Genomic DNA, 12,175 nt, shown 5'->3' with positions numbered 1-12,175 from the left:
TTGATGATGAAATCCTATGTTCTGGGGGTGATTACCCTTATTGCTCACCTTAGCGTTAGCGCAACCATATCTGCGGCTACGCCCCCCGCCAACAGTCAAACAGCTTGGATGCTGGCCGATGCAACAACGGGGGAAGTCGAGTCGAGCCACAATGCACAGTTATTGTTAAAGCCTGCATCTACGCAAAAACTGCTGACCACTTTAGCGGGTGCCTTGGCGCTTGGGCCTGACTGGCGTTATAAAACGCAGGTTCGCTATAACGGTCAATTACAAGGTGATCAACTGGTGGGCGACCTATTAATTGATTTTGTTGGTGATCCCTCATTTACCCGCGAACAGTTACAAGCACTATTAAAACGCACTGGCATTCGCCGTATTAGCGGGAATATTTTACTCAATCAGCAACGCTTTAGTGGCTATGCTCGCGGTAATGGCTGGTCATGGAATGATTTAAGTGTGTGCTATACCTCACCAGTATCGGCGTTAATACTGGACCGAAACTGTGTGCAAGGCGCATTATATGCACGCCCCAATCAAGCGGCTCGCGCCACAGTACCGGCCCACCAACCGATCAGCATAAGCGCTCATGTTGATGTCTTGAGCCGAACTGAACAAAAGCAGCAATTTTGTTCACTTGAAGTGGAAATGAGTCCACCTAATCAATATCGACTAACGGGGTGTATTGGCCCACGCAAAGATCCATGGCCATTACGCTTTGCTATTCAAGATGTTGATGACTGGGGCACAGAGCTGACTGGCTGGGCTCTCAAACAAAACGGTATTCGGGTTTCGGGGGGCATTAAAGCCAGTCATATTACAGCCAGTGATTGGCCAGTGCTGGCACAGCATCATTCTCCGCGGTTAAAGGTATTAAGCCGGCGCATTTTAGAAAACTCCGATAATTTATACGCCGACAGCCTGCTACGTACTTTAGGTGCCGAGCACTTTAATCAGCCCGGTAGCTTTCGCAATGGCACCCAAGCAGTGCGCGAGATATTACAACAAGAAGCCAATATTGACCTTGGCCCATCGTGGCTTGCCGATGGTTCAGGATTATCGGCACATAACATTATACGCGCCCAAGACTTATTGGCCGTCTTACTCACCATCACCCAAGATCCTCGCGCCAACTGGCTGATGGGCTTATTACCAGTGAGTGGCGAGAGTGGTACCTTGCGCTACAGACGCAGCGTACAAGGTGCCACCCTTAAAGGAAAAATCATCGCCAAAACCGGCACAATTTCTCATGTACAAAACTTGGCAGGCTTTATTGATACCCACACCGGACAGCGTAAAGCCTTTGTATTACTACAAAATGGCCTATCTATTAGCCCACAACATGAAAAAGATATAGCGGCGGGCAAAGGCGAATGGCCCGCCAGACGTTTTGAGCGTGAGTGGTTAGAAACACAGGTGTTGGGTCAGCGTTCATCCACACCTGAATAAGTTATCTTTAACAAACAGGCTGCATGCTTACGGCTGACAGCTATCCCCTAGACCTGTTAAACTGGGGACATAAATACATTGAGGAGCAAGATATGTTTACCGTTATTTTTGGCCGCCCTGGTTGCCCATTTTGTGTTCGTGCGAAAGAGTTGGCAGAAAAATTAACCGAAGAGCGTGATGATTTTAATTTTCGCTATATTGATATTCATGCCGAAGGTATTTCTAAAGAAGATCTAGAAAAAACCGTGGGCAAGCCCGTAGAAACCGTGCCACAAATTTTTGTAGATCAAGAACACGTAGGCGGTTATACCGAGTTTGAAGCTTATGCCAAAGCCAATTTAGGCCTGTTTCAAGAATAAAACACCTTTATTAGGTACAACTTTATCACTCACCCCATACAATGAGACAGAAACACGAGCAGATGCCATACCCGTTAGGTATCATCATTCATGCCTGTTCTATCAACCCGACTGTATAGACGAGGTTGTGTGTTCGATTCTGGCTTAAAGCCAAGGTGAGTGTTGTCCTTCATTTTTAGTTAAAGCCTAGCGCTAACTCTTTTTATTCCGAGGCCGTTTGTATTCATGTACACCCTAGATAAATCACATAAATTAGCTAACGTCTGTTACGACATTCGTGGTCCGGTTCATAAAGAAGCACGACGCTTAGAAGATGAAGGGCACCGCATCCTTAAACTCAATATCGGTAACCCTGCTACCTTTGGCTTTGATGCGCCCGAAGAGCTACTTAAAGATGCCATCGTCAACATGCCAACCAGCCAAGGATATTGCGAGTCTAAAGGCTTATTTTCAGCCCGTAAGGCCATTATGCAGTATTACCAGCAAAAGGGATTGCGCACCATTGATGTAGAAGATATCTACATTGGTAATGGCGTATCTGAGCTGATTGTGATGGCGATGCAGGCCTTGCTGAATAACGGTGACGAAATCTTAGTCCCCTCACCGGATTATCCGCTGTGGACAGCAGCCGTGACGTTATCGGGCGGTAATGCCGTACATTATCAGTGCGATGAGCAAGCAGACTGGTACCCTGATTTAGATGATATTCGCGCTAAAATCACGCCTCGTACCAAAGGCATAGTACTGATTAACCCCAACAACCCAACGGGGGCTGTATATGGCAGTGAGTTTTTACTTGAGGTCATTGAGGTTGCACGTCAACATAATCTGATTATTTTTGCTGACGAAATTTACGATAAAATTTTATATGACGATGTCGCTCACCATTCAGTATGTACCTTGTGTGATGATGTACTTGTTGCCACTTTTAACGGCTTATCTAAAAGCTACCGAGCGGCAGGCTTTCGCCAAGGGTGGATGATGATAAGTGGCCCTAAGCATCAAGCAAAAGGCTACATTGAAGGCCTAGAAATGCTGTCGTCTATGCGGTTGTGCGCCAACGTACCCATGCAGCATAGTATTCAAGCCGCACTGGGTGGCTACCAAAGCATTAATGAACTGGTGTTACCCAATGGCCGGTTACGCCAACAGCGCGATGTGGCGTGGCAACTACTCAACGATATTCCCGGTGTCTCTTGTGTTAAGCCCAAAGGCGCTATTTATTTATTTCCGCGACTAGATCCTAAAGTCTACAATATTAAAGACGATCAAAAGATGGTCTACGACTTACTGCTACAAGAGAAATTACTCATCGTACAAGGTACCGGCTTTAACTGGCACACGCCAGATCACTTTCGCTTAGTGACTTTGCCTAGAGTTGAGGTGTTAGAGGATGCCATCGGTCGCCTCGCCCGTTTTCTTAAGCACTATCAACAATAGCAAAGTGTGATAGCAGGAGCTGAATAATGAAAGTAATACTGTTATTCATGATGTTGAGCGTGAGCGCATGGGCGGGGGCGCAAACCCTCACCCTCACCGAACGCCAACTTAATACCGAGCTCAATCAACAGCTCGGTAAATCCTTTCCTGTTAATTTAGGCCCTTGGCTATCGGCTGCAATAAAAATGCAAGATATGCAGATAATGCTTGGGCGCCAAAGCCCAGACAAAGCGAGCGTGATGGGCGATGCCTTTATTGAGTTTAACCAAGGCCAGCAGCAATACCATTGGCATATTAGCGGAAACTTTAGCGCTCGACCTCGCTATGACAATGAAGCTGGTGCGCTATTTTTAGATGAGTTTGACCTCATCAGTTATCGCCTTAATCAAGATGAAAGCGCCCCGCAAGCACGCTTTATACTGCCTATTTTATTGCAGGGGTTAACAGGGTATTTATCAAAATACCCTGTGTATACCTTAGATGAGCAAGTGCCCTTGCAACGTCAAATAAAAGAAAGTGTGGTGAGCCTCGCTATTAGCCCAGGTAAAATATCACTACACGGCATTAATTAAGCATTAGTAGTAAGGGCTTACAGCTTACTTATTTATTGAGATAGCTTACTAACTCATGAGCATGCATAGGTGGCGCTAACAATCGACCTTGAACCCCATGGCAACCATGCTCATGCAAAAACTGCCATTGAGCAGGTGTCTCTACACCACAAGCAACCACCTTAATCCCTAATGCCTCTGATAATAACAATAATGAGCGTATCACCGACTGCGAAAAGGGACGCTCAAATTCGCTAAACAAGCAGCGATCAAGCTTTATACCATCAATAGGTAGCTGGTTAAGCGTCTCAAAATTAAAACGCCCCTCCCCCACTTTATTTAAGTAAATGCTCATGCCCGCCGCTCTCAGCTGGGCAAGCGTATCGCTTAATGGCTCACTACGGCGCATAAGGTAGTCACTGCCCAGCTCCAACGTAAAGTCTGCTGGGTTTACATCTTGTTGCTGCAATAAAGCCACTAAGGGCGCAACGCGTAATTGCTCTAACTCTAAACCACTTAAATTAACACTAATACCACCCTGCCAATGTAGATGCTGACGCCAATAACGTAATTGTTGCGCAGCTTCAATAAACACCCACTCAGCCAAGCGGTATAAAGAGCCAGCGGCAGCAGCAGCCGATAAAAACTGCCTTGGGTATAGCACGCCTAATTGAGGATGCTGCCAGCGTAGCAAGACTTCTAGACTAAGCAGTTGCTTATTTTTTGTGGCTAGCACCGGCTGATATTGTAAAAAAAACTGGCTATCTGTAATCGCCTGATGAAAATCTGCACTTAAGCGTTGCTGATCTTGTAACTGAGCATATTGGCTGTGGCCGAAAAAACAGATTTTATTACTGCTATAACGCTTCGCCTGATACATGGCAATATCTGCGTAGCGTAATAAGCTCTCAATATCTTTACCCTGTTCGGGATAAAAGCTCACTCCCATACTGGCTCCTACACTCAGCTCATAGTCCCCCACTTTAACGGGTATTTTAAGCTGGGTAAGTAATTGCTCGGCTTTATGTTGTAATTGTGCAATCGTGTGCGTGTCAGGCAACACAACCACAAATTCATCACCACCAATGCGGGCAAGCAGTCCTGTCTCATCAATTTGCGTTTGCAACCGACGAGCTAACTCTTTAAGTACTTGATCTCCAACACCATGGCCAAAGTTATCGTTCACCGGCTTAAAACGATCAAGATCAATAAACAACAGCGCCAGCGACTCGTGCTCAGTCAGTTTGGAAGTGAGTTGGCTAAACCAGCTTAATAAAAAAGTACGATTGGCAGCACCGGTCAGAGCATCATGGTGGGCTAAAAAGCTAAGCTGCTTTTCTGATGCTTTAAGCTGACTTACATCATCAATAATACCCAAAATATGCTCAACTTGACCTTGGCTATCTTTGACCAAGTGCAACATTAATTGATGGGTAACCCGTACTCCTTGTCGGTTATAGTGTTCGACCTCACCCTGCCAATGCTCATGCTGCTGAAGCTGCTGCCAAATTTCGCGATAATAGCGCCGTCTATGTAAGCTACCACTGATATTAGTAATATGAACGCCGCACAGCTGTGCGTTATCCAACTCGCTTAGCGTACAAAAAGCGGGGTTAACTTCTAACACTCGCCCACGAGCATCCATCACCACTACACCCTCTTGTATGTGGTTCATAATTTGCCGCGTCAGGTTAAATGGATTAGCAGCAAGGCTTTTAAGACGGTCACTCTTGTTTTGGCACAAAGCAGTAGGGGCTGCCCATAACACTTTACTGTTATCCATAATGATGTTGACTCGTTGAGTGAATAGGTGTGTTTTATTCGTTATTTATCACCAAACTGGCCATGCTAAGTAAACAGCACAGCGTTAAGCCATCTATCATATAGACTCAAGTGGAAAATAAAAAGCCCACATTGCGTGGGCTTTTTTATAGTGAGAAGCAAAATGCGATTTTAACCGATATTTTTCCGTGCATTACGGAAAATACGCATCCAACCACCATCTTCGCCCCAAGCATCAGGGTACCAAGAGTTAGCAACAGTACGGAACACCCGCTCGGGGTGCGGCATCATAATGGTCACACGTCCGTCTTGGCTACTCAGCCCAGTAATACCATTCACTGAACCATTCGGGTTAGCCGGATACTGCTCTGTAGCTTGCCCTTGATTATTAACAAAGCGCAGTGCCACAGTGCCGCTGGCTTCAATGGTCTGAATATCGGCATTCACGGTTTGAATGCGACCTTCACCGTGGGATACCGCAATCGGCAAACGAGAACCGGCCATGCCCGATAAAAACAAGCTCGGCGACTCTTGTACTTCCACTAAACTAAAGCGAGCTTCAAAACGCTCAGACTGGTTGCGAACAAAGTCAGGCCAATGGGCAGCGCCCGGGATTAAATCCCGCAAGCGAGAGAGCATTTGGCAACCGTTACACACCCCTAGGGCAAAGCTGTCTTCACGCGCAAAGAAAGCACCAAACTGAGCACGTAGCGCGTCGTTAAACAATATCGATTTAGCCCAGCCGCCACCGGCTCCCAACACATCACCGTAAGAGAAACCACCACAAGCGACCATGCCAGAAAACTCATCTAACCGGTAACGACCGCTTTGTAAGTCACTCATGTGTACATCGACCGCTGCAAAGCCGGCACGATCAAAGGCTGCTGCCATTTCTACGTGTGAGTTAACGCCTTGCTCACGTAAAATGGCCATACGAGGCTGCATTCCCTTCGCAATATAAGGAGCGGCAATGTCTTCTTTCGGATCAAAGCTTAGTTTAACCGACAAACCAGGATTGTCGGTGGCCAGTTTAGCGTCATACTCGGCTTGTGCCGTTTCGGGGTTATCACGCAGCGCTTGCATCTGGTAGCTGGTTTCTGACCATAAACGACGCAGCTCGGTACGGGTCTCGCTGTATACTTCTTTGCCAGCATAGAAAAAGCGTAGTAAGTCGTCTTGGTTAGGCACACCAATCACATGACTGCAACTGGCCAAGCCATGGCCGGCCAAGCAGGTTAATACCGCTTCTTTATCGGCCTGGCGCACTTGTATCACCGCCCCTAGCTCTTCATTAAATAATGCGGCTAGATTATCGCTACCCAGCAAATCGAGCTCAATGTCTAAGCCGGTATTACCGGCAAAGCCCATTTCAGCTAGGGTAACAAATAAACCGCCATCGCCTTTATCGTGATAGGCCAATAGTTGTTTATCGGCCACTAGGGTTTGCATGGCATTAAAGAAATTCTTCAATAATACAGGGCTGTCTAAGTCGGCAGGGGTATCACCTAATTGGCGATACACTTGTGCTAATGCCGAGGCGCCTAAACGATTTTGTCCCTTGCCTAAGTCCACCAAAATCAGGCTAGTATCGCCCTGATCGGTGCGCAACCAAGGCGTTACGGTATTGCGAATGTCTGTCACCCGAGCAAAGGCGGTGATCACCAATGATAATGGCGAAGTGACCGATTTTTCTTCACCGCCATCGTTCCAACTGGTTTTCATCGACATGGAGTCTTTGCCAACAGGGATAGTTAACTCTAACTCTGGGCACAGCTCTTCACCAACCGCTTTCACCGCTTCATATAAACCGGCATCTTCCCCAGGGTGGCCCGCCGCCGCCATCCAGTTAGCTGACAGTTTAATATGTTTTAGCTCACCAATGTCTGTAGCAGCAATATTGGTAATGGACTCAGCTACGGCTAACCGCGCTGATGCTGCGTAATCGAGCAAGGCCACAGGGGTGCGCTCACCCAGTGACATGGCTTCGCCCACGTAGCTGTCGTAAGAGGCCGCAGTAACGGCACAGTCTGCCACTGGCACCTGCCAAGGCCCGACCATTTGGTCTCGTGCCACCAATCCAGTCACACTGCGATCACCAATGGTGATTAAAAAGCCTTTGTCCGCCACCGCAGGCAGAGTCATTACTCGCGCAGCCGCGCCTTTTAGGGTAATACCGCTCAGGTCGAGCGCCGGGCTTTGATGCTGTTGAGTTTGGCCGTCCCGCTGCATTTTAGGCGCTTTACCCAACAACACATCTAATGGCATATCAATGGGCTGATTATCAAAGTGGCTGTCTGTTAAGCTTAAGTGTGGCTCAACCGTGGCTTCACCCACTACCGCAAACGGCGCGCGCTCGCGGTGACAAATTGCTTCAAATTCAGCTAAGCGATCATTAGCCACCGACATCACATAGCGCTCTTGTGACTCATTACACCAAATTTGCAACGGGCTCATGCCCGGCTCATCGTTGGGAATATCGCGCAGATTAAAACGCCCACCACGCCCGCCATCACTCACCAGCTCTGGCATAGCATTAGATAAGCCGCCCGCGCCTACGTCGTGAATAAACTGTATCGGGTTGTTATTGCCCATGGCCCAGCAGCGGTCGATCACTTCTTGGCAACGACGCTCCATTTCGGGGTTATCGCGCTGTACGGAGGCAAAGTCTAGGTCTTCACTCGACTGACCCGATGTCATACTCGATGCAGCCCCGCCGCCCAAGCCAATGTTCATGGCCGGACCACCCAGCACAATCAGCTTAGCGCCTGGAGTAATGTCCCCTTTTTGGACATGCTCGTCACGGATATTACCCAAGCCACCGGCCAACATGATTGGCTTATGATAACCACGTACTTCTTCACCGTTAAAGCTGGATACTTTTTCTTCAAAGGTACGAAAGTAACCCAGCAAGGCTGGACGACCAAATTCGTTATTAAAAGCCGCGCCACCTAAAGGCCCATCTAACATGATGTTAAGCGCACTCACAATACGATTTGGCTTACCAAAATCTTGTTCCCACGGACGTGGGTAGGTAGGAATTTTTAGGTTAGAGACACTAAAGCCCACCAGCCCCGCTTTTGGCTTAGAGCCACGACCGGTTGCACCTTCATCACGAATTTCACCACCTGAGCCGGTAGCCGCGCCTGCATAAGGTGAAATAGCGGTCGGATGGTTATGGGTTTCCACCTTCATTAAGATATGAATATCTTCTTGATGGTAACGATATTCCCCAGACTCAGGGCTCGCAAAAAAGCGTCCAGCGAACGAGCCGCTCATCACAGCAGCGTTATCTTTATAGGCAGACAACACATGCTCAGGCACTTGCTCGTGGGTATTTTTAATCATTTTAAACAGCGACTTTGGCTGCTCGACACCGTCTATGGTCCAGTCGGCGTTAAAAATTTTATGGCGGCAATGCTCGGAGTTAGCCTGAGCGAACATATAAAGTTCAATATCATTGGGGTTACGCCCCAACTCGGTAAAGCCGGCAAATAAGTAATCGATTTCATCTTCTGCGAGCGCCAAGCCTAAGCTTACATTTGCTTCAACTAGCGCCTCTCGGCCACCGCTTTGTATATCAACCACGCTAACAGGAGCGGGCTCGGCTTGGGCAAAAAGACAACGGGCATCTTCGAGCTGAGTCAGCACTACCTCCGTCATGGGGTCAAATAACAAGCCGGTAATAGCCGTTAATTCAGCCTCGCTGGGGGTGCGCTCAAAACTTAAATAATAGCTAATGCCGCGCTCAATGCGTTTAACTTGGCTTAAGCCACAGTTATGCGCAATATCGGTGGCTTTAGTAGACCAAGGCGACAAGGTGCCGGGCCTTGGAGTAACTAACGCCATCTGGCTATTAGCGGCAGGCGTAACGCCTTGGGCCGGACTATCAAGTAGCTGGGCCAATGTGTGTCGCTCTTTCGCTTCGAGGTTAGCGTTAAGGGCAACAAAGTGGACGTATTCGGTGGTGATATCAACCAGTGGCAAGTTTTGCTGCTGGGCTTGGCGAACCAAGGCTTGAATTCTGAAACCAGATAAGGCGGGTAAGCCTCTCAGTATTTCCATAGTGGCGATTCTCAAAGCGTGAATGAATGGGGGGTTGAGAAGTTGGCTGCCATTATAGGATCCCCCCTGTGCTCTGTCGACGCCCATTTTTTTACCCGCACGCTCAGAACTGTATTCTTCGGCTGTTATAGCGAACCGGCTTGGCTACCTAAGCTCTTAGCCCCCACAAATTTAGCATACTCTTTACGTTGCCCTTCATTCTTACCCGGCCCTCTTTACCTTTCCAGCAGACGTTTATCTTTCTCTGCCAGCTGACGAAGTGAGCGACTTCTGTTATAAAATAGCCATTATTTATCGTTAGGAGCTGCTTTGCGTCGAGTTATCTTGCTACTAAAGCCCTTATTACTGCTAGGTATACTGGCAGCTAGCGGCTGTGATCGCCAGACACAGCAAGCCAATAGCGTTGAACAGATACAACAAAGGGGCAGCCTGCGTGTGGGAACCCTGTATCACCCGCTGTATTATTTTTTGCGTGATGGGCAAGAAGAAGGTCTAGATTTTGAACTCGCCTACCAGTTTTCTGCATCTTTAGGCGACAATATTGCACTACAAATGGTACCTGCATATAGCATAGATGAGTTATTTGCTTTGTTAGATAACGGTCACGTCGATATGCTCGCCGCCGGCTTAGTCAACACTAAACAGCGACGCCAGCTTTATCGTTTTGGACCCAGTTATTATCATATCGAACACACGTTAGCTTATCGCAAGGGGACAGCTCGCCCTAAACGTATTCAAGATCTTACCAACGGTATCACTGTACTGGCCGGCTCCAGCCAAGCCGAATGGTTATATGAGCAACAACAAATTCATCCTGAATTATTCTGGCAAGCCCAACGCGATAGCGATGCCGAAGATTTATTACGCCAAGTAGCAGAAAAAAAGACAGAGTATGCCTTAGTAAACGATATTTTATTGGCCAGAACTCAGCGTTACTACCCCAGTATTGAAGCGGCTTTTACTGTCGGTAAGCCACAAGCCATTGCCTGGATGTTACCTAAAAATAGAGACGACAGCCTCTTAGGGCCCATGCTCAGTTTTTTTGAACAACAATCGAGTAATGGTACGTTAGCGCGATTACATGAGAAATATTTTGGTCATGTACAAAGCTTTGACTATGTTGATACTCGCACCTTTTTACAGCGTATCGATAACCGCTTACCACAATATCAGCCGTTATTTGAGCGTTATGCTGGGGAGTTAGACTGGCGCTTACTGGCAGCAATGAGTTACCAAGAATCACACTGGGATCCTAAAGCCACCTCTTATACTGGGGTGCGCGGCATGATGATGCTTACCGAAGACACAGCCGCGCAAGTGGGCGTGACAAACCGGCTCGATCCCGAACAAAGTATCCGCGGTGGCGCCCAATATTTAACCTCTATTTTAGCGCGTTTGCCCGCCTCTATTCCTGATGGAGAACGCATTTGGTTTGCCTTGGCCGCTTATAACATTGGCTTAGGGCATGTGTTAGATGTGCGCAGACTCACGCAGTCTCGCCAGCAAGATCCCAATTCTTGGGCACAAGTAAAAGAGAATCTGCCGCTTTTGCATCAGCCTAAATGGTATCGCCAAACTCGCTATGGTTATGCCCGGGGGCGTGAGACGAAACAGTTTGTGAATAATATTCGTCAGTATTATCAAAGCTTACTGTGGCAAGATTATGCTCAAGCAGATACAAACTTACGTATTCAACATGAAGCGCCCACAGTCGAAACCGACATTTAATGAAAATGTCACTTTACCTAACACAAAAGCTGATATGTAATGCATCACAGCAGCAGGCCAGCGCCTGCTGCGTTAACATTATACTAAGATTACTACAGGAGCCCCCATGCTAAGACGAAGACGTTTATTACTAAAACAGCGTACCAATAAAACCTGCTCTCCGCGCCGAAAAATACTAATGAAAGACGTACGACGCAATATTTTGCGCCGTAATAATGCGTATTTTTTAGAGGCGCAAGCAGATTGAAGTACATTCGCGTCCAGTACCCAGCGCCGAACTAAACAAAGAGGGGGGTCGCTCTTTAATTTGGACGCTGGGCGCCAAACATTCGGCACTGATACATTAGCGAATAGTAATAACGCCACATTGGGCACTGTGGCTGACTTTATGTGAAACACTGCCCATGACTAAGCCCGATAGGTTACCCAAGCCTCGACAGCCCATCACAATCACATCCACACCTAAATTATCGGCCTGCTTAATAATAGCGAGTGTTGGCTCACCATAAATCACATGACCCTCAACTTGGTTAATGCCCTGCTCTTTAGCAACAGACACAGCATGCTCGACCAATTTACTACTCATGGCCGCTAGCTCTTCACGACTGCTCTCTAACGATACGGCACCCAGCCCCCAAGTCATGATTGCCGGATGCTGTAATACTTCAGGCGCATGCACAATATGTATTTTTGCCTGATTACTTTGCGCTAAATAACAGGCTAAAGTCAGCGCTTTTTCACTTTGTTTAGAACCATCAACCGCAACCAGTAACGATGTATACATATATTCCTCCGAGTACAGACAAT

9 protein-coding genes are annotated in these 12,175 nt (G+C 47.5%); 6 read left to right on the top strand and 3 right to left on the bottom strand.

Annotated features, from left to right (window positions below):
- Positions 1-3: 3 nt before the first annotated feature.
- The 4 genes from dacB to J3U76_RS02520 all read left to right on the top strand — a co-directional run bounded on the left by dacB (position 4) and on the right by J3U76_RS02520 (position 3,817).
- Positions 4-1,446, top strand: a complete 1,443-nt coding sequence (gene dacB, locus J3U76_RS02535) for a D-alanyl-D-alanine carboxypeptidase/D-alanyl-D-alanine endopeptidase (protein ID WP_243453999.1) — start codon at positions 4-6, stop codon at positions 1,444-1,446.
- 92 nt (positions 1,447-1,538) lie between these two features.
- Positions 1,539-1,805: a GrxA family glutaredoxin gene (locus tag J3U76_RS02530; RefSeq protein WP_208004097.1), complete on the top strand. Its 267-nt coding sequence runs from the start codon at positions 1,539-1,541 to the stop codon at positions 1,803-1,805.
- A gap of 225 nt (positions 1,806-2,030) precedes the next feature.
- On the top strand, positions 2,031-3,245 hold the full coding sequence (locus J3U76_RS02525) for a pyridoxal phosphate-dependent aminotransferase (protein WP_208004096.1): 1,215 nt from the start codon (positions 2,031-2,033) through the stop codon (positions 3,243-3,245).
- Between the two features lie 26 nt (positions 3,246-3,271).
- Complete coding sequence (locus J3U76_RS02520; RefSeq protein ID WP_208004095.1) at positions 3,272-3,817, top strand: YceB family lipoprotein; 546 nt, start codon at positions 3,272-3,274, stop codon at positions 3,815-3,817.
- Positions 3,818-3,845: 28 nt separating this feature from the next.
- Here the strand turns inward: J3U76_RS02520 and J3U76_RS02515 are convergent, their stop codons facing one another.
- Entirely contained in the window at positions 3,846-5,579 is a 1,734-nt protein-coding gene (locus tag J3U76_RS02515; RefSeq protein ID WP_208004094.1) for a putative bifunctional diguanylate cyclase/phosphodiesterase, read from the bottom strand.
- A gap of 170 nt (positions 5,580-5,749) precedes the next feature.
- Positions 5,750-9,640, bottom strand: coding sequence for a phosphoribosylformylglycinamidine synthase (gene purL, locus J3U76_RS02510; protein WP_208004093.1), 3,891 nt, complete (start codon positions 9,638-9,640; stop codon positions 5,750-5,752).
- Positions 9,641-9,949: 309 nt separating this feature from the next.
- Here purL and mltF point away from each other — a divergent pair, with 309 nt between their 5' ends.
- Together mltF and J3U76_RS02500 are read left to right on the top strand one after the other, a co-directional pair.
- Positions 9,950-11,368 (top strand): membrane-bound lytic murein transglycosylase MltF, encoded by a 1,419-nt coding sequence (mltF, locus tag J3U76_RS02505; RefSeq protein ID WP_208004092.1) that lies wholly within the window; start codon positions 9,950-9,952, stop codon positions 11,366-11,368.
- Between the two features lie 106 nt (positions 11,369-11,474).
- Positions 11,475-11,615, top strand: a complete 141-nt coding sequence (locus J3U76_RS02500; RefSeq protein WP_208004091.1) for a hypothetical protein — start codon at positions 11,475-11,477, stop codon at positions 11,613-11,615.
- A 96-nt stretch (positions 11,616-11,711) separates the two neighbouring features.
- On the opposite strand, the gene J3U76_RS02495 is transcribed toward J3U76_RS02500, so the two are convergent.
- Positions 11,712-12,152 carry a universal stress protein gene (locus J3U76_RS02495; RefSeq protein WP_208004090.1) on the bottom strand — a complete coding sequence of 147 codons (441 nt, stop codon included), beginning with the start codon at positions 12,150-12,152 and terminating at the stop codon, positions 11,712-11,714.
- Positions 12,153-12,175: the final 23 nt, after the last annotated feature.

This window comes from Oceanisphaera pacifica (assembly GCF_017498065.1).
In the GTDB taxonomy this organism is placed as follows: domain Bacteria; phylum Pseudomonadota; class Gammaproteobacteria; order Enterobacterales; family Aeromonadaceae; genus Oceanimonas; species Oceanimonas pacifica.
Note: the sequence above shows the minus strand (reverse complement) of the source record. Positions and strands in the feature narration are given on the sequence as shown.

What these genes read in the sequence shown, in the direction of transcription:
- dacB (WP_243453999.1), top strand. Translation starts at nt 4, where the DNA reads ATGATGAAATCCTATGTTCTGGGGGTGATTACCCTTATTGCTCACCTT.
- J3U76_RS02530 (WP_208004097.1), top strand. Translation starts at nt 1,539, where the DNA reads ATGTTTACCGTTATTTTTGGCCGCCCTGGTTGCCCATTTTGTGTTCGT.
- J3U76_RS02525 (WP_208004096.1), top strand. Translation starts at nt 2,031, where the DNA reads ATGTACACCCTAGATAAATCACATAAATTAGCTAACGTCTGTTACGAC.
- J3U76_RS02520 (WP_208004095.1), top strand. Translation starts at nt 3,272, where the DNA reads ATGAAAGTAATACTGTTATTCATGATGTTGAGCGTGAGCGCATGGGCG.
- J3U76_RS02515 (WP_208004094.1), bottom strand. Translation starts at nt 5,579, where the DNA reads ATGGATAACAGTAAAGTGTTATGGGCAGCCCCTACTGCTTTGTGCCAA.
- purL (WP_208004093.1), bottom strand. Translation starts at nt 9,640, where the DNA reads ATGGAAATACTGAGAGGCTTACCCGCCTTATCTGGTTTCAGAATTCAA.
- J3U76_RS02500 (WP_208004091.1), top strand. Translation starts at nt 11,475, where the DNA reads ATGCTAAGACGAAGACGTTTATTACTAAAACAGCGTACCAATAAAACC.
- J3U76_RS02495 (WP_208004090.1), bottom strand. Translation starts at nt 12,152, where the DNA reads ATGTATACATCGTTACTGGTTGCGGTTGATGGTTCTAAACAAAGTGAA.